Below are 24,306 nucleotides of genomic sequence, written 5' to 3' on the forward strand. Positions count from 1 at the left end.
GATACGAGGGACGAGGAGAACATGCGTACATCACGTTTCGCTCTTGTGCTGCTGGCCGCGGGGGCCGTGCTCATGACAGGCAGCGCCGCGTTCGCCGACCCCGAGCCTTCCGCGCTGGAGCTACGGCTGGTCGTGGACGACTGCCCCCTGAAGAGCGTGCAGCCATGACCGACCCGGCACTGCTCGAACGGGCCCTGTTCGAGGTCAAGCGAGTGATCGTCGGGCAGGACCACATGGTCGAGCGGCTGCTCGTGGCGGTGCTCGCCAAGGGGCACTGCCTGCTCGAAGGCGTGCCCGGCATCGCCAAGACGCTGGCCGCCGAGACCCTGGCCACGGTGGTCGGGGGGACGTTCGCCCGCATCCAGTTCACGCCCGACCTGGTGCCCGCCGACATCATCGGCACCAGGATCTACCGGCCCTCCACCGAGTCGTTCGACATCGAGCTGGGCCCGGTGATGGTCAACCTGCTGCTCGCCGACGAGATCAACAGGGCGCCCGCGAAGGTGCAGTCCGCGCTGCTGGAGATCATGGCCGAGCGGCAGGTCAGCATCGGCGGTGTCACCCACGAGGTGCCCACGCCGTTCCTGGTGCTGGCCACGCAGAACCCGATCGAGTCCGAGGGCGTCTATCACCTGCCCGAGGCCCAGCGCGACCGCTTCCTCATGAAGATCGACGTGGACTATCCCAGCGAGTCGGAGGAGCTCGCGATCGTCTACCGCATGAGCGTGGACCCGCCCGCCGCCCAGCCCGTGCTCGACGCGGCCACGGTCGTCGCGCTGCAGCGCCGGGCCGAGCAGGTCTTCGTGCACCACGCCGTCGCCGAGTACGCCGTCCGCCTCGTCTACGCCACCCGCGAACCCGAACGGTACGGGGTGGAGGACGTGCGGCGGCTGCTGGGGTTCGGGGCCAGCCCGAGGGCCACGCTCGGCCTGCTCGCGGCCGGCCGGGCGCTGGCGGTCCTGCGGGGGCGCGACTACGTGCTGCCCGAGGACGTACGGGACCTCGCCCACGACGTCATGGCCCACCGGCTCGTGCTGTCGTTCGACGCGCTGGCCGACGGGGTGGCGCCCCGGCAGATCGTGGACCGGGTGGTGGCGGCCGTACCGATGCCGATCATCTCTCCGCAGCAGCAGGAAGCCGTGGCATGAAGCCGTACCTGATGGCCGAGCCCGCGCTGCGCAGGCTGGAACTGACGATCACGCGGAGGCTGGATGGGCTGCTGCAGGGCGAACACCTGGGCCTGGTGCCCGGACCGGGGAGCGAGCCGGCGGAGTCGCGGGCGTACCAGCCGGGCGACGACGTGCGGCGGATGGACTGGAACGTCACCGCCCGCACGAACGAGCCGCACGTGCGCGACCTGGTCGCCGACCGGGAGCTGGAGATCTGGGCGCTGCTCGACGCCACCGCCAGCATGGACTTCGGCACCGCGGCGATGGAGAAGCGGGAGCTGGCCCTGTCCGCCCTGGCGGCGGTCGGCTTCCTCACCCAGCGCACCGGCAACCGGATCGGCGCCCACCTGCTGCACGGCGGCGGCGTCAGGACGCTGCCCGCCAGGACGGGCCGGCCGCACCTGATGGCGCTGCTGCAGGCGGCGTACGCGCTGCCCCGCACCCGGCCCGGGGTCACCGAGCCGCTGATCGGGGTGGCGGCCGACCAGCTCGGCCGGGTCGTACGCCGCCGCGGCCTGGTCACGGTCGTGTCGGACTTCCTCGACCCGCCCGAGACCTGGGAGACGCCGCTGCGCAGGCTCACCGCCCGCCACCAGGTGCTGGCCGTGGAGGTGCTCGACCCGCGCGAGCTGACCCTGCCCGACGTGGGCGTCCTGACGCTGGTCGACCCGGAGACGGGACGCCGGCGCGAGGTCGCCACCGGCAACGCCCGGCTGCGCCGCAGGTACGCGGAGGCGGCCACGGAGCAGCGCGACACCATCGCGCGGGCGCTGCGCCGGGCCGGGGTCACGCACCTGCGGCTGCGTACCGACGGCGACTGGGTGCGCGACCTGGTCCGCCACGTCATGAGACAGCGTCGTCTGGCCATGCTGGCCGTGAGCCCGCCCGGAGGAGGTGATGTGGCATGACGCTTCTCGCGCCCATCTGGCTGCTGCTGCTCATTCCGGTGGCCCTGCTCGCCGTGACCTACGTGGTCATGTCACTGCGCAAGAGCTCGTACGCCGTCCGCTTCACCAACCTCGACCTGCTCGACAAGGTCGCTCCCCGGAACCCCGGCTGGCGCAGGCACGTGCCGGCGGCGGCGCTGCTGCTGATGTTCGCGCTGCTGGTGGTCGGGTTCGCCCGGCCGACGGCCGAGCTGCAAGTTCCGAGGGAGCGGGCCACGATCATGGTGGCGTTCGACGTGTCCGCGTCCATGAGCGCGACCGACGTGGCCCCGAACCGGTTCGAGGCGGCCAAGCAGGCGGCCAGGCAGTTCGTCCAGGGGCTGCCGGAGCGGTTCAACCTGGGGCTGGTGTCGTTCTCGTCCGACGCCACGGTGGCCGTGCCGCCCACGCTGGACCGGCGTGCCGTGCTGGACGCGGTCGAACGGCTCGGCACCGCCTCGGGCACCGCCATCGGCGAGGCCGTCTACTCCTCGCTGGAGGCCATCGCCGCCCTCGACTCGGAGGAGGAGGCGCCGCCCGCGCACATCGTGCTGCTGTCGGACGGCTCCAACACCACCGGCCGCACGGTGAGCGACGCGGCGGCCGAGGCGTCCTCCAGGGGTGTGCCGGTCACGACCATCGCCTACGGCACGGCGGACGGCACCATCAGCCTGTCGGGCCGCCAGGTCCCGGTGCCGGTGGACGGGCCGGCGCTGCGCGACCTGGCCGAGGCGGCCGGCGGCGGGTTCTACGAGGCGGCCAGCGGCGACGAGCTGCAGGCCGTCTACGAGGACATCGGCACGTCGGTCGGCTACCGCACCGAGACTCAGGAGATCTGGCAGTGGTTCGTGGGGGCGGGACTGATCTTCGCGCTGATCGCGGCGGCGACGTCGATGCTCTGGTTCTCGAGGCTCCCGTGAGAGGGCTGGGCCGGCCGAGCGGGCCGGAGTTCCTGACCCCGCCCCTCGTCATCCGCGAGGAGGAACCGCCGCGGGTCGTGAGGGGCCCGCGCGGGGGACGCCTGCTGCTGACCGCCACGCTCGTCGCGGCGCTCACCGGGGCGGCGGCAGGCGTGGCCGGGGCCAGGCTCTCCGAGGGCCCGGCGCCGGCGGCCCTCCCGAGGGCCGCCCCGAACCCGTCGGCGAACCTTGCTGGGCTGAGCGCGACGGCCGCCCGCGTGCTGCCCAGCGTCGTCTCCATCGAGAGCGACGGCTCGGGCGGCTCCGGGTTCGTGGTGGACGGCCGCGGGCACGTCCTCACCAACGCCCACGTCGTCAGGGGCAGCGACCAGGTGACCGTCGTGCTGAGCGACGGCAGCCGGCTGACCGCCCAGGTGATCGGCGAGGACGACGACGAGGACCTGGCCGTCCTGGAGGTGAACTACCCGCGCGAGCTGACGCCCGCCACGCTCGGCAGGTCGGCGGACCTGTCCGTCGGCGACCAGGTGCTCGCGATCGGCTCGCCGCTGGGCCTGTCGGGCACGGTCACCGCCGGCATCGTCAGCGCGCTCGACAGGGAGGTACGGCTGGGCGGCGCCCGGCGTACGGCCGTGCAGACGGACGCGTCCATCAACCCGGGCAACTCGGGCGGCCCGCTGGTGAACGCCCGCGGTGAGGTCGTGGGGGTGAACACCGCGATCGCGACCGGCCGGGGCGGCGGGAACATCGGCATCGGTTTCGCCATCCCCATCGACCGGGCCGCGCCGATCGCGGAACGCATCATTCGAAATTAGGGTCCTGAACATGCGATTGCTGGTGGTCGAGGACGAGGAAGACCTGGTCGACGCGTTGCGCGTGGGTCTCATCCGGGCGGGATACGCGGTGGACGTCGCCTACGACGCGCCGACCGCCCACGAGAAGGTCCAGGTGAACACGTACGACCTGGTCCTGCTCGACCTGAACCTGCCGGGCGGCGACGGCTTCCAGCTCTGCCGCACCGTGCGCGCGGCCGGCCAGGGCGTGCGGATCATCATGGTGACCGCCCGCGACCGGCTGGACGACCGCGTGCGCGGCCTCGACGAGGGGGCCGACGACTACCTGGTCAAGCCGTTCGCGTTCCCCGAACTGCTGGCCAGGGTGCGGGCGCTGCTGCGCAGGGACGCCGGCGGCGGCACCTCCGTGCTGGAGGTGGGCGGTCTGCGGATCGACACCGCCCGGCTGGAGGTGTCGCTGGACGGCAGGTCGCTGGCGCTCACCCCCAAGGAGTACGGCGTGCTGCACTACCTGATGACCAGGCCCGGCCACGTCGTCTCCGCCGAAGAGCTGCTCGAACACGTCTGGGACGAGCACACGGACCCGTTCACCAGCACCGTACGCGTCACGGTGGGCAACCTGCGGCGCAAGCTGCAGGAAGAGGGCCTGATCGAGACCGTGATCAGCCGGGGCTACCGGCTCAAGGAGCCGACATGATCCACACCATCCGCTTCCGGATCACCGTGCTGTACTCGGGGCTGCTGTTCGTGCTGGCCACGATCGTGCTCGGCGGCATCTACTTCGCGGTCTCCAAGAGCACGGACCAGCGCCCGTACACGACGCGCTACGCCAAGACCTACAACGGCGGCGAATACGTCGGCAAACAGGAAGTGGTCTTCGTCGAGGAGGTCGAGAACGCGGTCAACGTCGAGACGCTGGCCACGCTGCGCACCTACTCGCTGCTCACGCTGGCCGGCCTCTACGTCGCCAGCCTGGGCATCGGCTGGGTGCTCGCGGGCCGCGTCCTGCGCCCGGTCAGGTCGATCACCCACACGACCGAGGAGATCCAGGCCACCGACCTGAAGCGGCGCATCAAGCTGAACGGGCCGCGCGACGAGCTCAAGGACCTGGCCGACACCATCGACACCATGCTCGACCGGCTGGAACAGGCGTTCAGCGCGCAGCGCCAGCTCATCGACGACGCCTCGCACGAGCTGCGCAGCCCGCTGACCATCATCAGGGCCAACGTGGACGCCGTGCTGGCCGCCCCCGACACCAGCGACGAGGAGCGGGCCAGGGCCGTGGCGATCATCGACCGCGCCACCACCCGCATGACCAGACTGGTCGAAGACCTGCTCGCCACCGCCAGACGCCAGGGCACCGCGTTCGCCGACGCCGACCTCGACCTGGCCAGGGTGGTGGCGGAGGCGTGCGAGGAGTACGCCGCCCCGGCCGGGGCCCGCGACGTGACGATCACCCGGGTGCTGGGGTCCGGCCTGGAGACGACCGGCGACTCCGACGCGCTGCGCCGCGCCGTGGCCAACCTGCTGTCCAACGCCGTGCGCCTCTCACCGCCCGGCGGCACGATCCGGGTCGCGGCGGGCCGGTCGGAGGGCTGGCTGTGGGCGGCCGTCCGGGATGACGGGCCGGGGCTGGAGGAGGCCGACCAGGTGCGGGTGTTCGACCGCTTCTGGCGCGGCGAGGCCAGCCGCCGCGATCGTCACACGGGCCTGGGCCTGGCCATCGTCCGCCAGATCGTGGAGTCGCACGGGGGGCGGGTGGCGGTGTTCTCGCGGCTCGGCGAGGGGTCGACGTTCGTGCTCTGGCTGCCGCCGCGCGACGGCGTGCCCGGTTCGCCGCCCGAGGACAATCCGCTGTGAACCGCCCGGTGATCTCGGACGTGTGATGAGGTGAAGGAGGCATACATGCTCACACGTCGTACGTTGATCACCAGAGGTGGCGCCGCGGGCGCCGGGGTCGTGTTCCTGTGGCCGCGCCCGGCCGAGGCCGCCGAGACCGCCGAGACCGCGGGCCCGGCGCTGGCCAAGGCCAGGAGCATCCCCGTGGGTGGCGGCAAGGTCGTCAAGGGCAAATACGTGATCACCCAGCCGAAGAAGGGCGTCTACCGGTGTTTCAGCGCCAAGTGCACCCACCAGGGCTGCACCGTGGCGAGCGTGAGCGGGGGCACGATCAACTGCCCGTGTCACGGCAGCAAGTTCAGCGCCTCGACCGGTGCCGTGGTGCGCGGCCCGGCCAAGCGGGCGCTCACCCGTAAGAAGATCAAGGTCGCGAAAGGCGTGATCAGTCTGGCCTGACCGGTGCGGCGCGTCTGGCGCACACCGCCCGGGTGATGAGGAAGGCCAGCACCGGCAGGACGAACACCGCCACCCGCAGCCCCGTCACGATCACCTCGTAGGTGCTCTGGGGGACCGTCAGCAGCGCGCCGGGCGCGGGCGGCGGCTGCGGGAGGCCGGGGGCCGAGTGCATCGCCGGCGGGACCGCCGACACCCACATGCCCGCCCACAGCACGGTGAAGAATGTGATCACGGCGGCGCCCAGCGCGGCGCGCACCGGGGCCTGCGCGGGCCGGTCGAGCAGGTGGTGCACGTCGCCGTCGCCGGTGAAGCGCCGTTCGAGGAACGGGTAGAGGAACAGCAGGGCGAAGAAGGCCAGCAGGACCAGGGGCGGGATCCAGAGGCCGAGCTGGAGCACGTACCCGCCGATGGGGATCTCCCACGCGGGGACCAGCCGTTGCGCGCCGTCCAGCACGCCCGCGTACCAGAACGGCTGCGCCGACGGGGGAGCGGCGCCCGGCCGGTACGCCCCGTGCTCCCACACCGGGTTGACCCGGACGAACGTGGCCAGCAGCGAGATGAAGCCGATCGTGAACAGCGCGGTGGCGCCGTTCTTGATCGCGAAGTAGGGGAAGAACGGCCCGCCGGTGACCTTGTCTTCGGCGGTGGCCGCCGCGCGCCGTTCGTGTTCATGGCCGCGACCGCTTCGTCCCTCGCTCTCTCGTCGCGGGCTCCTTCGCTCGGTGTGCTTCTGCCGCCACGTGAGGATCAGCGCGTGCCCGGCACCACCGCCAGCAGGATGCCGGGCACCAGCAGCACGTGGGTGACGAACACGCGCGGGATGACCTGGCCGGGGAACGGGCCGTCGAAGACGAAGGCCGCCAGGTAGGTGCCGATCAGCGGGATCGACAGCAGCAGCCCCTCCGCCTGCTTGAGCCCCGTCATCCCGAGCTGGTCGCCGGGCAGGGACACCCCCAGGAACGACTCGAACAGGGCCAGCGCGAACAGCGTCACGCCCAGCATCCAGGTCAGCTCGCGCGGCTTCCTGAAGGCGCCGGTGAAGAAGACACGGCACATGTGGGCCACGATCGCCAGCACGAACACCGTCGCCGACCAGTGGTGGAGCTGACGTATCAGCAGCCCGCCGCGTACGTCCAGGCTGAGCTCCACGACCGACTCGTAGGCCACGTCCGGGTTCGGTTTGTAGAACAGCGTCAGGAACGTCCCCGTGAGCACCAGCATGACGAACGCGTACAGCGCCAGCTCACCCAGCAGGAACGACCAGTGGCTCGGGAACAGCTTGCGCAACTGCGGCCGGAGCCAGCGCGCGAACGGCAGCCGGTCGTCGAGGGAGATCAATGAGTCTCGGGCGACCTTTGCCGAACCGGCGACGATCTGCGCGCGCCTCTTGGGCTTGGTAGGAGTGGCCATGGGGGCCTCCTGGTGGGGGTGTGATCCGATTGTGCACCTAACCTCCTCCTTTCTCAAGAATTGGTTTATACCAATTGGTCTAATCCAATTTTCCGATGTTCGGTCGTATAATTGGATTAGACCTGTCATAGGCCGTTCACCTGCACAAACGATGACTTATACGAGGAGTGCAGTTTCATCATCAATTCCACCGGTAGAGTCCGGGCAGAGGCGTTGGATTGGAGCGTGTGGTGGCCAAGTATGTTTACGACTTCACCGAGGGCAACAGGAATCTCAAGGATCTTCTCGGCGGTAAGGGTGCGAACCTCGCCGAAATGACCAATCTCGGGCTGCCCGTTCCCCCCGGCTTCACGATCACCACCGACGCCTGCCGCCACTACCTGGCGGAAGGCGCCGCGCCGGAGGGCCTCGAACGGGAGGTCGCCGGGCAACTGGAGGCGCTCGAATCCCGGATGGGCAGGAAGCTCGGGCAGGCCGGCGACCCCCTGCTCGTCAGCGTCCGGTCCGGGGCGAAGTTCTCCATGCCCGGCATGATGGAGACGGTGCTCAACATCGGGCTCAACGACGAGTCGGTGCACGGGCTGGCCAAGCAGGCCGGCGGCAACGACCGCTTCGCGTGGGACTCCTACCGCAGGCTCATCCAGATGTTCGGCAAGACCGTGCTCGGCATCGACGGCGACCTGTTCGAGGAGGCGCTCGACGAGCTGAAGGGCCGGCGCCAGGACACCGACCTGGACGCGGGTGAGCTGCAGCGGCTGGTGGAGACGTACAAGGGGATCGTCAGGGAGCAGACCGGCAAGGAGTTCCCCACCGACCCGCGCGAGCAGATGCGGCTGGCCGTGCTCGCCGTCTTCGACTCCTGGAACGCGCCGCGCGCCATCCTCTACCGCCGCCAGGAGCGCATCCCCGCCGACCTCGGCACCGCCGTGAACATCATGGCCATGGTCTTCGGCAACTACGGGGACGACTCCGGCACCGGCGTCGCCTTCACCCGCGACCCCGGCTCGGGCCGGCAGGGCATCTATGGCGACTACCTGCAGAACGCCCAGGGCGAGGACGTGGTGGCCGGGATCCGCAACACGATCCCGCTCGAAGACCTCGAACACCTCGACAAGGACTCCTACGACGAGCTCGTCGGCATCATGGAGACCCTGGAGAACCACTACAAGGACCTGTGCGACATCGAGTTCACGGTCGAGCGCGGCAAGCTCTGGATGTTGCAGACGCGGGTCGGCAAGCGTACGGCGGCGGCCGCGTTCTGCATCGCCACCCAGCTCGTGGACCAGGGCCTGATCACGCTCGACGAGGCCGTCACCCGCGTCACCGGAGACCAGCTCGCCCAGCTCATGTTCCCCCGCTTCGACGCCGACGCCCCCAAGAAGAAGATCGCCAAGGGCATGAACGCCTCACCGGGCGCGGCCGTCGGCAAGGCCGTCTTCTCCTCTGAGCGCGCCGTGGAGCTGGCCGGCCAGGGCGAGGACGTGATCCTCGTCCGCCGCGAGACCAACCCCGACGACCTGGCCGGCATGATCGCCGCCAAGGGCATCCTGACCAGCCGTGGCGGCAAGACCTCGCACGCGGCGGTGGTGGCGCGCGGGATGGGCAAGACGTGCGTGTGCGGGGCCGAGGAACTGGAGGTCTCGGTCTCCCGCCGTACGTTCACCGCGCCCGGCGGCGTGGTCGTCTCGGAGGGCGACGTCATCTCCATCGACGGGACGACGGGCCAGGTCTTCCTCGGGGAGGTGCCGGTGGTGGACTCGGCCGTGGTCGAGTACTTCGAGGGCGCCTCGCCGGACGACGACCTGGTGCGCGCGGTGGACCGGGTCATGCGGCACGCGGACGGGGTGCGGCGGCTGGGCGTACGGGCCAACGCCGACACGCCTGAGGACGCGGCGCGGGCGCGGCGGTTCGGTGGGGAGGGGATCGGGCTGTGCCGTACGGAGCACATGTTCCTGGGGGAGCGCCGGCAACTGGTGGAGGACCTGGTCTTGGCGACGACGGACGACCAACGCCAGGCCGCCCTGGACGCTCTGGAGCCTCTCCAAAAGACCGACTTCATCGGGATTTTTCAGGCTATGGACGGCGCTCCCGTCACGATCCGCCTGATCGACCCGCCCCTGCACGAGTTCCTGCCCGACATCATCGACCTGTCGGTGAAGGCGGCCACGGACCAGGCCACCTCGAAGGACCACGAACTGCTGGCGGCCGTGAAGCGCCTGCATGAGCAGAACCCGATGCTGGGGCTGCGCGGCGTACGGCTCGGCCTGGTCATTCCCGGCCTGTTCACGATGCAGGTCAGGGCCATCGCCCAGGCGGCCAAGGAGGTGCCCGGGGCCAAGCCGGAGATCATGATTCCGCTGGTGGCCGCCGTACAGGAGCTGGAGTCCGTACGCGAGGAAGCCGCCGCGATCCTCACCGAGGCCGGCGTGGACGCCCTGATCGGCACCATGATCGAAGTCCCGAGAGCGGCCCTCACGGCCGCCCAGATCGCGGAGGCCGCCGAGTTCTTCTCCTTCGGCACCAACGACCTGACCCAGATGGCCTGGGGCTTCTCCAGGGACGACGTGGAGGCCGCCTTCTTCTCCCGCTACCTGGACCTCGGCATCTTCGGCGTCTCCCCCTTCGAGACCCTGGACAGGGAGGGCGTGGGCCGCCTGATGCGCATCGCGGTGGAGGAGGGCCGGTCGGCCCGACCGGACCTGCACCTGGGGATCTGCGGCGAGCATGGCGGAGATCCGGACTCGGTCCACTTCTGCCACGAGATAGGCCTGGACTACGTCTCCTGCTCCCCCTTCAGAATCCCGGTAGCCCGCCTCGAAGCCGGCCGAGCCGCCCTGACCCAATCCGACTCCGACACCCGCTGACCGTGAGGGCGCGCGCCCACCCGTTGCCTGGCTACACGGTGGGCCGGCTGATACCCGCCCCGAGCGGTCCTCGCTAACGCTCGGGCGTCCACATGTGGGGCTCGCGGCTCCGCCACGAGCCCCACGGTGAAAGGGCTTCCAGCCCTCTCACACTCTCCCGGCCGTGGACCAGGCTCCATCCGGCCGGCTGGTCGACCTGGCACCACACAACCGTGTTGCGAACTGCGGCGGTCGCCATCGCCTCGGGACCGGTCCCGAGGGGTGCGTGGAAGGCTTCCCGAACATGACGAGCGAGCAAGATTCCCCGCCGTCCGACGAGCGGTTCGGCGAGGGCCACGAACCGGACGAGAGCGTGTACCGGACACCTCCGCCCCGAACTGTGACGATCGCCGCGACCCTGTGGATCTCCCTCGGAGCCCTGCTGGTCGCCGGCATGGTGTACTACGCCTTGGACCCGCGATCAGCCCCTCTGAGCACAGGCCTGCTGACCCTGGTCGTGTGGATCGGAGTCGGCGTGGCCTTCATCGTCCTCGGCAAACTCATGCGCCAAGGCAGCACCCGCGCCCGGACCGCGCTGACCGTCATGGGAATCGTGTCATTGGCCGGCCTCTGGACCGCCCTGCTCGTCGTCCCGGCGATCGTGCTGCAGTTCCGGCCGGCGAGCAGCGCCTGGTTCAAGGCCATCAACACGGGCAAACCCTAGCGCCGCGACTGGAACGATCGCCCGGGCCGGACGTACCTCCTCCGACTATCGAGACGCGATCAAGGTCATCGCCACCGTTCGTATGGCACCAAGCCGGGTCACGCTGGTTGAGCCAACAGGTGACGGTGGCGATGGTATGGCCCTTGACCTGGCCGAGCAGCCCCTGCTGCTGGACAGTTCCACGGACCCGGAAGCCAGCGATCCACCGCATTCGTCCACGTGCGGGTGTTCTCATCCAGCGTCCAATGGGCCGTCCCCGGCGCGCCGCGACCACTCGGGCTGGGTGGGCAGCACCCGGTGTGCGTGTTTGGTGAACGCCGCGGACGCGATCGGCCAGTACGTCCTCCGGCCGGCCCAGAAGGTATCGACCTGGTTCTTCCGCCGGCTCGCTCCTACGGGTATCCGCGTTCGCTCTTGCCCGACCATAGACGGGCAGGGCCAACGCGTACGTACACGCCGCCTACCGGTTCCACATGCGTCGCCCGGCTCAACTTGCAATTCAGCCGCACGTAAGACTTCGAATGGCGGAAGCCAGGCCGCTCCTGTCCGTAGGATGGGGGAAGCTCTGAGCGAAGGACGGAATCGATGACAGACCCCGCGCGTCCTCAAGACGTGATCGAGGAGCACTTCCTGGATAAACCGTTGGACGTCGAGGCCGAACTCGATGACGGCGATTTGGATCGTGGGTTGCCCTGGCAGCCGGATGACATCAGGGTCAGCTCCCGGAACTTTTCCCTCCGCAATGTCCTTGACATGATCGACGAAGGTGAGCTGGAGTTGGCACCAGATTTCCAGCGCAACCAGGTGTGGAAACTTCCCCAGAAATCCGGCCTGGTCGAATCGATTTTGTTGCAGATTCCTCTGCCTGCCTTTTATTTCGCTCAGGACAAAGATGGCAGCATGAAGGTGATCGATGGGCTGCAGCGCCTATCAACTGCGCATGATTTCGCCCGTACGGAGAAGTTCGCTCTCGCTCATCTAGAGTATCTCGACCTTGCGAACAAGCGTTTTTCCGATCTGTCTCCAGCGTGGCGTCGGCGTTTTAATCAGACCCAGCTCGTGGTGCACGTCATCGACCCACAGACCCCCGCCCAGGTGAGATACGACATTTTCAAGCGAATCAACACCGGTGGCACGCCTCTCAACGCCCAGGAAATCAGGCACTGCCTGACCAGTGACCGCTGCCGTAATTTCCTCAAGCGCTGCGCGGCTCGCTCCGAGTTCCTCGACGCCGTAGGGAAAACCTTCCGGGAGCATGTGCGGATGGCCGACCGTGAACTCGTCCTTCGTTTCTGCGCCTTCCGGCTTATGGGTCTCGACCAGTACCAAGGAGCGATGGACCCCTTTCTCGACGACGCGGCCGCGCTCATCGACAACCCAAAGCAGGTTTCCACGGAAGACCTTGCGCGCCTAGAGAACGACTTCATTCGAGCCATGGTCCTGGCTGTGGAAATCTTCGGGTCGCGCGCGTTCCGAAAAAGTCCCAGCTCGCCACTCAATCGCCCGATGTTCGAGAGCCTGGCAGTGACATTGGCGGAGGCCGTCGACCGAGGAGATAGGCTTGACGCTCCCCGGATCTCGGCCGAGATGAAAGTTCTCATCAGCGAAGACCGCGAGTATTACGAGGCCATCAGCTCATCGACCGGTGGCAAAAGCAAGGTCGTGTACCGTTTCAGCAAGGCGAGGGCATTGGTGCTCGATCGATGATCACTGGGCTATGCGTCCGGAACTTCAAACGCTTTCTCGATCTCTCACTGCCATTGCGCTCGCTGACCGTGCTGACAGGACTCAACGGGGCAGGCAAAAGTACACTGATCCAGTCTTTGTTGCTTGCCCGGCAGGCGGCGTACCGGGTTGAACTGGATGTGGTCGCGCTCAACGGTGTCTTCGGTCTTGCTCTGGGCGAAGCCGAAGATGTCCAGCACCCGGAGGCTGAGGAGTCCGCCGAGGTGGCGGTTCAGCTAGAGATCGACGGTGCCGTGGAGGTGAAGTTCGGTTTCCGGCCGTCAGCGGCTCGAGCATTGAACCTTGTCATCGCCCCTCCTCGTCCCGATGGCCCAGCCATCCTCAAAGGCCATGGCACCGCCTTCACCTACCTGTGCGCCGAGCGGCTCGGACCACGTGACCAGCTCGAAGTGACCGCCGAAGACGTCGCGCATCTCGGGGTGGGAGAGCAGGGGCAGTTCTCTGGGCAGTTGCTCGCCGTCCACGAGAACGACGAGGTACGGCCGCCGCTCCGGCACCCGCGAACAGAGGAACACGGAGTGACCACCCTGCGCGCGCAGGTGGAGGACTGGGCCAGTGAAATTATCCGGCCTATCCGGGTCACCGCGCAGTGGCCACCAGGAATCGCCGCAAGCGTCATCCGCTATTCCGAGCCCGGCTCGCTTCTGGACGGCATTCGGCCGCCGAACATGGGATTCGGCGTTTCTTACGCCCTTCCCATCATCGTGGCGGGCCTGCTGGCACCTGAGAACGGCCTTTTCATTGTCGAAAACCCCGAAGCCCATCTCCACCCCGCCGGCCAGAGCAAGATAGGCCGCTTCCTGGGACGGTTGGCGGGCAGCGGTGTCCAGGTGATCGTGGAGACCCATAGCGACCATGTACTTAACGGGATCAGACTTGCGGCGGCCGATGAGCGTACCGTTAGCCCTATGGACGTGATCGTCCATTACTTCGATGGAGTCGAGCCAGTATCAATTGAGATGACCGAGCGCGGTGGCCTGACAAAGTGGCCCGACGGTTTCTTCGACCAGCTCGAAAATGATCTGGGAGGGCTCGCCCGTGCCCAACGGCGATGACTCACCGCGTATCGTCATCGATGAAACCAGTTTTGACTTCAGAGAGGTGCCGGGCGACCAGCTCACTGAATTTCTGGACACCTTCAACGACGTACTCATGCAACTGCGTCAGGATGGGAGCCCAGCCTACAAGCCGCCGTACTTCGAGAACGTCCAGTGCACCGACGGCCATGAGTTGTACGAATATCTCGCCTCGGAGGCAGGCGACGAGGTGGACCGTGACGCCAAGTTTCGCTTCTACAGCCTCGTTCAAAAATGTCCGGAGTGGGATGCATCAGTTCCGGTGTGCGATCGTATGGGGATCGATGGCGGAGAAGACCGTGAGGCATGGTCGATCGCCTACGCCCTTACGATGGTTCTCCAGAACCGCGGCGTCGCCTGCCTCGCCTTAGGTCTTCGTGAGCGCCGCGGTTTCCTTCCCATCCGTGCCGATGTCGGCTGTGCCGAAGTTTTCTTTTTCGCCGAAAACGGAGAACTACCCGCTTTCTGGCGATCCCTCTTCAGGCTGGAGAACGTCGCCGAACAAGAGTTCTTCGTCCTCGCCGATCGGGCCTTCCCCAATCTGATCTTCCACGAGGACCTGACCTTCCGTCGTTTCCAGGGCGCCTATCGTGATCTGCGCGAGCCGGTCGTCGTGCAGCTGGCCGTCCTTAACGACCACTTTTTGATCGTATATGCCGATTATCTAGGCAACTCCCGTACCATGAAGATGGCCATGGCCGAGCACGGCTGTGATGGCTTGTCTCCAGAAAGCCCGAAAACTCGTAGCAACGCCGCTGCTATGCGTCTGCGAGATATAGAGTATGCCGGCAAGATCTACCGCTGCGAATGGCATATGAAGATCAGGCCCAACGTTGAGCGTATTCACTTCGCTTTCGGAGGAGACCTCGAAGACCGAATTCTTATTGGGATCTTCGTCGACCACCTCACAGTCTGATATGCCAATCGTCCAGAGCTTCGGCGTATTTTGTCCTGTTTCTCGATCATGCGAGGCCGAGGACGGTGCGGGCGGTGTCGCGCGAGCTGAGGCAGAGGGTCTGAGCGATGTGGTCGCTGTTGGTCGGGTATAGGCCCGACCGGCGAGGCCGCGCAGGCTGGCCATGGTGCGGGGCGTTGCTGGTACGGGCCTGGCCAAGCGGCTGGTGGAAGAGGGAGCCCTGACCGATCCCGGCTGGCACCGAGCGGTGGAAACCGTACCGCGGGAGACATTCCTCGGCGAAGCCGTCCTTTCCAAGACGAGGGGATGGCCGGTGACGAGTGGCGTTCCATGCCGCGAGGTCGTACGCCCGAGGAGAAGTGGCTGGAGATGGCCTACTCCAACAAGACGTGGATCGCCCAGGTCGACGGCGGGCATCCGCGACGGCGACAAGATCCTGGAAGCCGGCGCTCGCGCATCTGACCCTGGCCGACGACGGCGCGGCCAGCGGCCGGTTCCTGCCGGACAATGTCTCTACGCCCGCATGGAAGGCCGCCCCGATCGTCGTACGTGATCGGGATCGGCTACGAACGCGAAAGCAGGATCGACCCGGACCTTCTGGGCGACTCGACGGGGCGCTTCGTCGCGCCCTCCGCCGAGAAACCGGGGTTCGATGAGCAAATCATCCTGCTCGATGTGGCAACCGGCTCCCAGGCCACCACGCGCCGCACCCCGGAGGGCGATGGGTGGCTGGTCCGGCAGCACGGCCCGCTTGAGCTGTGGCGGGCAGCGGAAGACACCATTCTGACCTGGCAAGGCGCGGGCAGCCCGCACCAATCCGGCTTCGGGCTCCCCGTGACGCCCGAGCGGCAATCGGTGTGGCTCGGTGACCCCGATGGGGCGAGCCGAGATCTTCCCGCCCAGCAACGAAAGGTCCCCGTACGGAGCTCTGCTTCCTCTCAAAGGCGTCCATGGCATGGCGGCGTGGCGCGGATCACAGAGAAAGGGTGACACGCCGCTGTCGCGGGTGGCTGCCACCCTCGACGGCATGACGATCACAGACGAAGACTGCCTCCCCGAGACCCTGGCGTTCAACGAGCAGTTCGAGGCGGCCGCCGCGAGCCGCCCGGCTCGCGGGCCGGCGCCGAGTGCGGCCACGCTGGCGCTTCTGCGGCGTAACCGGCTCGGTGGCGACAGGCCGCCGGTGAGACTGCCGCACGGCCGGGACCGCGTCGTCGAGGGCGGAGTGAAGGTACGGGTCTTCGCGCCCGACCACGTCGACGGCGTCTACCTGCACATCCACGGAGGCGGCTGGGCGTTCGGTTCCGCGGACGGGCAGGACGAGCGGCTCTGGCGGCTCGCCGGGCAGGCACGGCTGGCGGTGGTGAGCGTGGACTACCGGCTCGCGCCGGAGCACCCGTTCCCCGCCGGGCCCGACGACTGCGAAACGGCCGCCCGGTGGCTGGTGAAGCACGCCGGGGACGAGTTCGGCACCGACCGGCTGATGATCGGTGGTGAGTCGGCCGGTGCCCACCTCAGCGTCGTGACGCTGCTGCGCCTGCGCGACCGGTACGGCATCACCGGCGCGTTCCGGGCGGCCCACCTCCTCTTCGGCCCCTACGACCTGTCCATGACGCCGAGCCAGCGGTCGTTCGGCCCCCGGCGGTTGCTGAGCAACACCGACACGCTCCGGGGCGGATATGAGCTGTTCACGCCCGGGATGGGGGCGGAAGAGCGGCGCAGTCCGGAGGTCTCACCCCTGTTCGCGGACCTGGCCGGGTTGCCGCCCGCCCGGATCGTCGTCGGCACCGAGGACCCGCTCCTGGACGACTCGCTGTTCCTGGCCGCACGGTGGCAGGCGGCGGGCGCGCCGGTGCGGCTCGGCGTCGTCGCCGGCGCGATGCACGGCTTCACCCTGTTCCCGCTGGCCATCACCGAGCGGGAGCTGCGGCGAGAGCGCGACTTCCTGGTCTCCGCGTGACGGTACCGTCAGCGGCATGAACCGAACGGCCCGGTTGTACGCGCTGGTGGAAGAGTTGCGCGCGGCGGTGCCCCGCCCGCTGACGGTCGGGGCGCTCGCCACCCGGTTCGAGGTCAGCGGGCGTACGGTGCAGCGCGACCTGCAGGCGCTGATGGAGACCGGTGTCCCGGTGCGCTCCATACCCGGGCGGGGCGGGGGCTGGTCGATCGACCCGGGGATGACCCTGCCCCCGATCCGTTTCACCGCCGACGAAGCCTCGGCGCTGACCGCCGCGCTCGCCGCGGCCGGCGCCGCCACGCCCTACGCCGGCGCGGCCCGTACGGCGGCTCAGAAGATCGCGGCCTCGATGGCCGGACCCGCGTCGGCGGCGGCCCAGGAACTCGCCGCACGGATCGTGGCACTGCCGGCGCGCGGCGACTCCGCGATCCGTACCGCGGTGGAGCGGGCCCTCGCCGGCAACCTGGTGCTGCGGCTGTCCTACACCGACGCGACCGGGCGGGAAAGCGACCGCGTCGTGGAGCCGGCCGGGCTGCTCACCGCCGACGGCCGCTGGTACCTCATCGCCTGGTGCCGCACCCGCCGCGCCGGCCGGGGCTTCCGGCTGGACCGGATCGCGGCCGCGGCACCGACCGGCGAACAGGCGCGGCCCCATGAGCTGACCGAACTCCTCCTCGGCTCGGTCGCCGCCGGCGCGGCGCGGCCCGCCGCCCTGGCCTCACTCACCGCCCCACCACGACAGAACGGAACAGACTAGACCTGCTCCCTGGGCGGCGCGCCGGCGACCTTCTCGACCACATCCTCGACAGCGACCGCGGCGACCTCGGCGCTGTCGCCGTCCGCGGCAGGGATGATCACGAGCTCGAAGTCGCCGTCGTACAGCTCGTGGCCGTTGATGACGGCCGACTCCACGGCCTCCTCGCCGCGCTGCCCGCGCAGGATCAGCGGGTCGTGCCGCAGGTCACGGGTGAGTGCCACGCACATGCCCACCATCACCAGCATGAACGGCACCGCGGCCAGAATGGTGACGTTCTTCAAGCCGGTGAGCGCCGCGTCACCACCACCGCCGAGCAGCAGCATGATGGCCGCGACCGCGCCGGTCAGGACGCCCCAGATGATCACCACGGCGCGGGTGGGCTCCATGGTGCCGCGCTGTGAGAGCGTGCCCATGACGATCGACGCGGCATCGGCGCCGGAGACGAAGAAGATGCCCACCAGGACCATCACCAGCAGCGTCGTGACGCCCGCGACCGGATACTGGTTCAGCAGCGCGAACAGCTGACCCTCCGCGGTGGCCTCGCGGGTCAGCCCGGCGCCGTCGGCCTCCAGCTTCATGCCGGTGCCGCCGAAGATCGCGAACCAGAGCAGGCTGACCAGGCTGGGCACTAGGATCACGCCGCCGACGAACTGCCGGATGGTACGCCCCCGGCTGATGCGGGCGATGAACATCCCGACGAAGGGCGTCCAGGAGATCCACCACGCCCAGTAGAACACCGACCACGACGACAGCCACGTGGCGACCTCGTCGCCGCCGGTGGCCTCGGTACGGGCCGCCATCTGGGCCAGGTCACCGATGAACGAGCCGACGGAGGTGGGCAGCAGGTTCAGGATCAGCACGGTCGGGCCGGCCACGAAGACGAACAGGACCAGCCCCAGCGCCAGCACCATGTTGATGTTGGACAGCCACTGGATGCCCTTCTCCACCCCGGACACCGCCGACAGGACGAACGCCAGCGTCAGCACCACGATGATCGCGACGAGCAGGCCCTCGCCGACCTCCGACATCCAGCCGACCTCCTTGACGCCGCTGCCGATCTGCAGCGCGCCGAGACCCAGCGAGGCGGCCGAGCCGAACAGCGTGGCGAGGATGGCCAGAATGTCGATGACCTTGCCGAGTGCCCCGTTGGCGTGCCGTTCGCCGATCAGCGGGGTGAACACCGCGCTGATCGTCTGACGCCGGCCGCGGCGGTAACACCCGTACGCGATGGCCAGGCCGACCACGGCGTAGATCGACCAGGGGTGCAGCGTCCAGTGGAAGAGCGTGGTGGCCAGCGAGGTCTCCATCCGCTCGGCCGCCGCCGCGGTGGCCGGATGGGTGCCGGGCGGTGGCTCGGTGAAGTGCGTGAGCGGCTCGTTCACCCCGTAGAACATCAGCCCGATGCCCATGCCCGCGCTGAACATCATCGCGACCCAGGACACCGTACGGAACTCCGGCTTCTCGCCTTCCTCACCCAGGGTGATCTTGCCGTACTTGCTGAACGCCAGCCACAGCACGAACACCACCAAACCCGAGGCCACGAGCACGAAGGCCCAGCCCAGGTTGTGCATCGCCCCGTTGAGCAACGAGGTCGACACACCTTCCAGCGAGTCGGTGCCGACGGCTCCCCAGACGACGAAGGCGAGGGTCAGCGCGGCGGCCACCCCGAACACCACCCAGTCGGTCCGGGGCGGGAGGACGCCCTTCAGTCCTCCCGACGTATCCATGATTTTTTCGGTGTCCTGTGGTTCGCGTTCCAAGAGCTCTTCCGGCCTTCCTACGTGTCCGCGTCCGTCTCCGATGCCCACGAACGATTTGACAGACGCTACTGACTAAACGTCAAATGACCAAAAGAAGACCATTGCGATCTCGTGAACCTACCCCCTGATCGAGCGTCCGCCAAAACCTCCGGCCCGCTCATCGGCGCATGTCAGATCACTTTTGATGCCCAGAACGGCCGGGCACCACACCGGCGACCGGCCTTCGGCTGACACGATGGGCAAGGTCAGGATGGCGCTCCGTAGCGGGTAGCGATCTTGGTGGCGCGGTCGCGCAGGGCGTCGCGCAGCCACTGCGGAGTCAAGGCCTCCGCGTTCGTGCTGAGCTGCCACAGCGCCCATTCGGCGTGTCTGTGATCTTGGAAGGTCACCTCCATCCGCAGCCAGCCGTCCGAGTCGCCTTCCTCGGCGAGTACGGCCAGCGCGGTGCCCACCAGGTCTTCCCGCCGCACCGGATTCACCCGTACCAGCACGGTGACCTGGTCGCCGCCGGCCCGGAACCGGGTGCTGCGTTCCTGCCAGGCCCGGTCCAGATCGACCCGGTCGGGTCGCTGCGCGGGCTCGGCGAGCTCCTTGGCTGCCAGGATCCGCGACAGCCGGTACGTGCGGTCCTCGCCCGACCTCGTGGCCAGCAGGTATCCCCGGTCGCGGATGGTGACCAGGCCGATCGGGTCCACCGTGCGCCACTTCGGGGTCTGGTCCACGGCCGCGTAGTGGATCTCCAGCCTGCGTCCGGCGAACACCGCGCGCAGGACCTCGGCCGCCACGGCGTCGGGCACCTCCTCATCGGCCAGCCGGCGCGAGAGGAGGTCGGTCTCCGGGTCGATGAGCAAGCGCTCGGCCGCGCCGGCCGCGGTGTCCCGATAGCTCTCGGGCAGCGCGTCGACCACCTTGAGCATCGCCGAGGCGAGCGACGAGCCGAGGCCGAACGCCTGCGCGCCGCGCCGCGATCCGGCGACCAGCAGGGCGAGGGCCTCGTCGGGGTTCAGACCGGTGAGCTCGGTACGGAACCCGGGCAACAACGCGAACCCGCCGTGCCGCCCACGTTCGGCGTAGACCGGCACGCCGGCCGCGGACAGCGCCTCGATGTCGCGCAGCACGGTGCGGGTGGACACCTCCAGCTCGCGGGCCAGCGCGTTCGCGGACAGCCGGCCGTGCTGCCGCAGCAGCAGAACCAGGGAGACCAGCCGGTCGGCGCGCATGCCAGAACGTTACCGAAATACACGACACAGGATGTCGTGATTCGCTGGGAGGCTCTTCCACGCGGCCGGACAGACGGCCGCACGTGATGAATGGAGTCGATATGGCGATGCGGCGAACGGCGGTCAACCCGTGGGCGTGGTCGGTCGAGATGGGCTACAACCAGGGGGAGATCGTCTCCGGGAACACCCGGACCCTCTACTGTTCGGGGCAGACGGCGATGAGCGGCGACGGCAAGCCCCAGCACGTCGATGACATGGGTGCGCAACTGGCGCTGACCCTGGACAACCTGGAGGCCGTGCTCGGCGAGGCCGGCATGTCCCTCGCGAACCTGGTCCGGCTCAACGTCTACACCACCGACGTCGACCGGCTTTTCGAGCACTACGGCGTGCTGGCGGCGCGGCTGGGCGCCGCCGGGGTGGCGCCGCCCACCACCATGCTCGGGGTGACGCGGCTGGCGCTCCCCGGCCTGATGGTGGAGCTTGAGGGCACCGCGGTCGCGTGAGGCGGCACGAGCAGCAGACGGACAGGTGCTTCGCGATGCTCGAAATGGTGACCATCGGCGTCTATGGCTTCGACGGTGAGTCCTTCCTGCGACGACTGCGGCACGCGGACGTTCGTCTGCTGCTCGACGTACGCCAGCGGCGCGGCGTCCGCGGACCCGAGTACGCCTGGGCGAACGCACGCCGGCTGCGGACGGCCCTCGACCAGGCGGGGGTCGCCTACGAGCACCACCTGGAGCTCGCCCCGACCACCGAGTTACGCCGGCTCCAGTACGCCGAGGACGACCGCCAAGGGGTCGGCAAGCGCTCGCGCCGCGAACTCGCCGCCGAGTACGCCCGCCGCTACACCACCGAGATCCTCGACCGCGCCGACCTCGCGCCGATCGTGGCGGCGCTGCCGAGCAGCGGGACGGCGGCGCTGCTCTGCGTCGAACGCGACCCCGAGGCCTGCCACCGCTCGCTGATCGCCCAGCGAATGACCGAGCGGCACGACGTCACGATCGAGCACCTACGCCCGTAAGGTTCGCGAGGCCGGGGCCGGGAAGCCGGGGCGTGACCCCGCCGCCGTCGGGCTCTGGCCGAGGATGATCGCCCGCAACCGGGCGAGTGCTCCGAGGAACTGCTCACGTGCTGACCGTCACGGGGATCACCTCGAATGCCGGCGAAGGACACCAGAGGAGTGGCCGGCCCAGGCGAGGTCGTCGACCGCCGGCCATGGTTCGCCCGCCACGGTCGCCGGGGTCACCCCGGTGAACGCCAGCACGTCCCGATGCAGGTGGGGCTGGTCGGCGTAGCCGCCATCGGCCGCGACCCCGGCCGGTCCGTCGCCGCCGACGTGAAACCGGCCCTGGACGCGACCGTTAGGGCGTCTCCCACACGAAGCCGTCCGGGTCGGTGAAGGGGCCGGCGTCGCCGCCGATGACGAGCCGGTGCGATCCGTCGCCGTCGGGAGCGACGCCGGCGACCTTGGCGAGGGCGCGGCGCTTGTAAAGGGACAGCTTGAGAGGGCTCGGCGAAGGGGCGAACTCGACGTATCTACGGCCGTAGCTCTTGGTCACGGCGAGTCCGTGGTCGACGTAGAACTTCCTGCTCGCGGCCACGTCCGCGACCCCGAGCTGGAGCACGATGTCGTCGATCTGCCGGGTGGCCGGGCCGGTGTCCTTCTTCGCCGACGACGCGACCGTCCAGATCGTCCCGTCCGGGGCCTGGACGACGCCGCCGTAGCCCCACATGGACTTCGCGGCCGGCTTCAGCGCCGTGGCGCCGGCGTCGAGGGCGGCGCCGATGAGGCCGTCGACGGTGGCCGGCTGGGACACGATGAGCGACATCGTGAACCCACGGAAGCCGGACGTCGGTGCCGCCGACTCCCGCAGGCGCATCCAGTCGCCCAGACCGAAGGCGTTGGTGTAGAAACGGCCGGCCGCCTCGGGGTCGACCGTCTCAATGGTGACGAATTCGATGGAAGCCATGGCCGTCACGGTAGGTGCGGCCGGTGAACGGTGCTTCTCGATTCCTGATCGCTCTGGTCACACCGGGTACTCGGGCAGGACGAGGGCGGTGTGCGCGGTGCGGCCCTCGGCGCCGGACGGCAGCGCCGTCCGTCCGCGCAGCATCGCGTCGCGCGCGTCGAGGTCCTCCCGGGTGCGCGGGGCGACCGCGCCGCCGCCCTCCGTGGCGAGGGCCTGGTTCTGCTCGACGAAGTCGCGGACCGTCTTCTCGTACGCCGCGAAGGCGGTGACGTGGTCATCGTGCGTGGCCAGTTCGCCCGCCAGCACGTACGCCCCCACCAGCGACACGCTCGACCCCTGCCCCGACATGAACGACGTCGCGTACGCGGCGTCCCCGACCAGGGCGACCCGACCGGCGGACCAGGCGGGCATGTGGATCTGGCTGACGACGTCGAAGAACAGGTCGCCGGCCGACCGCATCGCCGCCACCATGCGCGGGATCTCCCACACCGTGTCGGGGAACGTCGAAGCCACGAGGTCGCGCTGCGCCCGCGGAGTGCGGAAGGCCGTGAAGGGCGGCTCGTCCCGCGCGAAGGTCAGGAAGCCGTGCACCAGGTCACCGGGTTCGTGCGCGTAGAGGACGGCCGCCCTGCCGGGAACGTTCCACAGCACTCCCTCGCGTTCAAGGCCGAAGTCATTCGGCATGGTGAAGCCGGCGAAGCAGAAGCCGAGGTAGCGGTGGTAGCGCTCCTCGGGGCCGAAGACCAGGCCGCGGGTGTTGGAGTGCAGCCCGTCGGCGCCGATCACCAGGTCGAACGTGCGCCGTACACCGCTGTCGAAGGTGACCTCCACGGCGCCGCCGCGATCGTCGAGCGTGGCGATGGAGTCGTTGAACAGGAACTCGACCTTGCCTTCGACCAGGCCGTAGAGACAGTCGGCCAGGTCGCCCCGGCGAATTTCGACGTCGAGGTTCTCGGCGCCGCCGGTGAGGGCCTCCGGCCGCAGACCGGCGAGGACGGTGCCGTCGGGGTTGAGGAAGGTGATCCGCCGGGTGTCCACGTGGAGCTCCCGGAGCCGGGGGAGCAGGCCCATGCGTTCGACGACGTCGCGGGCGGTGCCGCGGATGTCGATGGCGTAGCCTCCGCCGCGCAGTTCTGGAGCCTTCTCCACGACGGTGACCTCGAAGCCGTAGCGGTCGAGCCAGTACGCGAGCGACGGGCCGGCGATGCTGGCCCCGGAGATGAGGATCTTGCGGTGCGATAGATGCATGCTTTAGGTATCCTTATCGCGGGCAGGGTGCGGCCATGGGTTCAGCCGCGAAGTCCACTATATAGATACATGTTTTAAGTATGCAAATGGAGTGTCGAATGAGCAGTGCGGATGACGACCAGATCCTGGCCGTGATGCCCCGCCTCGCGCAGTTGGGCACCGCCATCAGCCGCGGCCGCCTGACCGAGCACGCCATGGACTCCGCCGGGGTAGGGGTCGATCGGCCGGCCTTCTCCGTCCTGGTCACCCTGCACCTGACGGGCAAGCCGCTCCGGATCAGCGAGATCGCGGAGCGGATGCAGCTCGTCCAGCCGCACGTCACACGGCAGGTCCAGCAACTGGAGCGGCACGGTCTGGTACGCCGCACCGGCGACCCGAACGACCGCCGCGTCAGCTTCATCGAGCCGACCGACGAGGGCAGGGTGGCCGCCGAACGCTACGCGCGTACGCTGATCGGCTGGTTCACCGGCGCGATCGCCCACTGGTCCGAACAGGACCGCGCGGACCTTGGCCGCCTGCTGGCCCGCTTCGCCGACGACGTCACGGCCCGGCTGGCCACCCTTGAGGACACCTGAGCG

At 68.8% G+C, this 24,306-nt stretch carries 26 protein-coding genes; 20 read left to right on the plus strand and 6 right to left on the minus strand.

Annotated elements, in window-relative coordinates; translation table 11 throughout:
* Positions 1–21: 21 nt before the first annotated feature.
* The 8 genes from C4V41_RS61625 to C4V41_RS02385 are packed head-to-tail and all read left to right on the plus strand — an operon-like array spanning position 22 to position 6,101.
* Complete coding sequence (locus C4V41_RS61625) at positions 22–168, plus strand: hypothetical protein (RefSeq protein WP_160150142.1); 147 nt, start codon at positions 22–24, stop codon at positions 166–168.
* A complete protein-coding gene (locus C4V41_RS02355) occupies positions 165–1,148 on the plus strand; it encodes an AAA family ATPase (protein ID WP_103954039.1) in 984 nt (327 codons plus the stop codon). The genes C4V41_RS61625 and C4V41_RS02355 overlap by 4 nt, the downstream gene beginning before the upstream one ends.
* Positions 1,145–2,077: a DUF58 domain-containing protein gene (locus C4V41_RS02360; RefSeq protein WP_103954040.1), complete on the plus strand. Its 933-nt coding sequence runs from the start codon at positions 1,145–1,147 to the stop codon at positions 2,075–2,077. Before C4V41_RS02355 ends, C4V41_RS02360 begins: the two co-directional genes overlap by 4 nt.
* A complete protein-coding gene (locus C4V41_RS02365; protein ID WP_103954041.1) occupies positions 2,074–3,015 on the plus strand; it encodes a VWA domain-containing protein in 942 nt (313 codons plus the stop codon). The genes C4V41_RS02360 and C4V41_RS02365 overlap by 4 nt, the downstream gene beginning before the upstream one ends.
* Positions 3,012–3,827, plus strand: coding sequence for a S1C family serine protease (locus tag C4V41_RS02370; RefSeq protein ID WP_103954042.1), 816 nt, complete (start codon positions 3,012–3,014; stop codon positions 3,825–3,827). The genes C4V41_RS02365 and C4V41_RS02370 overlap by 4 nt, the downstream gene beginning before the upstream one ends.
* A gap of 10 nt (positions 3,828–3,837) precedes the next feature.
* Positions 3,838–4,503 (plus strand): response regulator transcription factor, encoded by a 666-nt coding sequence (locus C4V41_RS02375; protein WP_200823692.1) that lies wholly within the window; start codon positions 3,838–3,840, stop codon positions 4,501–4,503.
* Positions 4,500–5,666 (plus strand): sensor histidine kinase, encoded by a 1,167-nt coding sequence (locus tag C4V41_RS02380; RefSeq protein ID WP_103954043.1) that lies wholly within the window; start codon positions 4,500–4,502, stop codon positions 5,664–5,666. Before C4V41_RS02375 ends, C4V41_RS02380 begins: the two co-directional genes overlap by 4 nt.
* Before the next feature lie 45 nt (positions 5,667–5,711).
* Positions 5,712–6,101 (plus strand): Rieske (2Fe-2S) protein, encoded by a 390-nt coding sequence (locus C4V41_RS02385; RefSeq protein WP_103954044.1) that lies wholly within the window; start codon positions 5,712–5,714, stop codon positions 6,099–6,101.
* On the opposite strand, the gene C4V41_RS62725 is transcribed toward C4V41_RS02385, so the two are convergent.
* Positions 6,088–6,624: a cytochrome b family protein gene (locus C4V41_RS62725; RefSeq protein WP_200823693.1), complete on the minus strand. Its 537-nt coding sequence runs from the start codon at positions 6,622–6,624 to the stop codon at positions 6,088–6,090. The two genes, C4V41_RS02385 and C4V41_RS62725, sit on opposite strands and share 14 nt — an antisense overlap.
* Before the next feature lie 224 nt (positions 6,625–6,848).
* Positions 6,849–7,511 carry a cytochrome b gene (locus C4V41_RS02390; RefSeq protein ID WP_200823694.1) on the minus strand — a complete coding sequence of 221 codons (663 nt, stop codon included), beginning with the start codon at positions 7,509–7,511 and terminating at the stop codon, positions 6,849–6,851.
* Between the two features lie 230 nt (positions 7,512–7,741).
* Here C4V41_RS02390 and ppdK point away from each other — a divergent pair, with 230 nt between their 5' ends.
* The 9 genes from ppdK to C4V41_RS02430 all read left to right on the plus strand — a co-directional run bounded on the left by ppdK (position 7,742) and on the right by C4V41_RS02430 (position 17,530).
* On the plus strand, positions 7,742–10,375 hold the full coding sequence (gene ppdK, locus C4V41_RS02395; protein ID WP_103954692.1) for a pyruvate, phosphate dikinase: 2,634 nt from the start codon (positions 7,742–7,744) through the stop codon (positions 10,373–10,375).
* Between the two features lie 283 nt (positions 10,376–10,658).
* Positions 10,659–11,078, plus strand: a complete 420-nt coding sequence (locus tag C4V41_RS02400) for a hypothetical protein (protein ID WP_103954045.1) — start codon at positions 10,659–10,661, stop codon at positions 11,076–11,078.
* A gap of 585 nt (positions 11,079–11,663) precedes the next feature.
* Entirely contained in the window at positions 11,664–12,785 is a 1,122-nt protein-coding gene (locus tag C4V41_RS02405) for a DUF262 domain-containing protein (RefSeq protein WP_103954046.1), read from the plus strand.
* Positions 12,782–13,879, plus strand: a complete 1,098-nt coding sequence (locus C4V41_RS02410) for an AAA family ATPase (RefSeq protein ID WP_103954047.1) — start codon at positions 12,782–12,784, stop codon at positions 13,877–13,879. Before C4V41_RS02405 ends, C4V41_RS02410 begins: the two co-directional genes overlap by 4 nt.
* The gene (locus C4V41_RS02415) at positions 13,863–14,816 is read left to right on the plus strand and encodes a hypothetical protein (protein ID WP_103954048.1); all 954 of its coding nucleotides are present in this window, start codon (positions 13,863–13,865) and stop codon (positions 14,814–14,816) included. Before C4V41_RS02410 ends, C4V41_RS02415 begins: the two co-directional genes overlap by 17 nt.
* A 306-nt stretch (positions 14,817–15,122) precedes the next feature.
* Complete coding sequence (locus C4V41_RS62730; protein ID WP_200823695.1) at positions 15,123–15,278, plus strand: hypothetical protein; 156 nt, start codon at positions 15,123–15,125, stop codon at positions 15,276–15,278.
* An 87-nt stretch (positions 15,279–15,365) separates the two neighbouring features.
* Entirely contained in the window at positions 15,366–15,806 is a 441-nt protein-coding gene (locus tag C4V41_RS62735) for a hypothetical protein (protein WP_200823696.1), read from the plus strand.
* 37 nt (positions 15,807–15,843) lie between these two features.
* Complete coding sequence (locus C4V41_RS02425; RefSeq protein WP_103954693.1) at positions 15,844–16,776, plus strand: alpha/beta hydrolase; 933 nt, start codon at positions 15,844–15,846, stop codon at positions 16,774–16,776.
* Positions 16,777–16,792: 16 nt separating this feature from the next.
* Positions 16,793–17,530, plus strand: coding sequence for a helix-turn-helix transcriptional regulator (locus C4V41_RS02430; RefSeq protein ID WP_103954049.1), 738 nt, complete (start codon positions 16,793–16,795; stop codon positions 17,528–17,530).
* On the opposite strand, the gene C4V41_RS02435 is transcribed toward C4V41_RS02430, so the two are convergent.
* Together C4V41_RS02435 and C4V41_RS02440 are read right to left on the minus strand one after the other, a co-directional pair.
* On the minus strand, positions 17,527–19,257 hold the full coding sequence (locus tag C4V41_RS02435; protein ID WP_200823697.1) for a BCCT family transporter: 1,731 nt from the start codon (positions 19,255–19,257) through the stop codon (positions 17,527–17,529). The two genes, C4V41_RS02430 and C4V41_RS02435, sit on opposite strands and share 4 nt — an antisense overlap.
* A gap of 278 nt (positions 19,258–19,535) precedes the next feature.
* The gene (locus tag C4V41_RS02440; protein WP_103954050.1) at positions 19,536–20,510 is read right to left on the minus strand and encodes a helix-turn-helix transcriptional regulator; all 975 of its coding nucleotides are present in this window, start codon (positions 20,508–20,510) and stop codon (positions 19,536–19,538) included.
* Between the two features lie 107 nt (positions 20,511–20,617).
* On the opposite strand from C4V41_RS02440, the gene C4V41_RS02445 reads away from it, so the two are divergent.
* Together C4V41_RS02445 and C4V41_RS02450 are read left to right on the plus strand one after the other, a co-directional pair.
* A complete protein-coding gene (locus tag C4V41_RS02445; protein WP_103954695.1) occupies positions 20,618–21,013 on the plus strand; it encodes a RidA family protein in 396 nt (131 codons plus the stop codon).
* A gap of 35 nt (positions 21,014–21,048) precedes the next feature.
* Positions 21,049–21,531, plus strand: a complete 483-nt coding sequence (locus C4V41_RS02450) for a DUF488 domain-containing protein (protein ID WP_103954696.1) — start codon at positions 21,049–21,051, stop codon at positions 21,529–21,531.
* Between the two features lie 340 nt (positions 21,532–21,871).
* Here C4V41_RS02450 and C4V41_RS02460 read toward each other — a convergent pair whose 3' ends face one another.
* Together C4V41_RS02460 and C4V41_RS02465 are read right to left on the minus strand one after the other, a co-directional pair.
* Positions 21,872–22,480, minus strand: a complete 609-nt coding sequence (locus tag C4V41_RS02460) for a VOC family protein (protein WP_103954697.1) — start codon at positions 22,478–22,480, stop codon at positions 21,872–21,874.
* Positions 22,481–22,537: 57 nt separating this feature from the next.
* Positions 22,538–23,728: a Rossmann-fold NAD(P)-binding domain-containing protein gene (locus C4V41_RS02465; protein WP_103954051.1), complete on the minus strand. Its 1,191-nt coding sequence runs from the start codon at positions 23,726–23,728 to the stop codon at positions 22,538–22,540.
* A 98-nt stretch (positions 23,729–23,826) separates the two neighbouring features.
* Here C4V41_RS02465 and C4V41_RS02470 point away from each other — a divergent pair, with 98 nt between their 5' ends.
* Positions 23,827–24,303: a MarR family winged helix-turn-helix transcriptional regulator gene (locus C4V41_RS02470; protein ID WP_200823698.1), complete on the plus strand. Its 477-nt coding sequence runs from the start codon at positions 23,827–23,829 to the stop codon at positions 24,301–24,303.
* Positions 24,304–24,306 lie beyond the last annotated feature (3 nt).

This window comes from Nonomuraea solani (assembly GCF_900108335.1).
Taxonomy (GTDB): domain Bacteria; phylum Actinomycetota; class Actinomycetes; order Streptosporangiales; family Streptosporangiaceae; genus Nonomuraea; species Nonomuraea solani.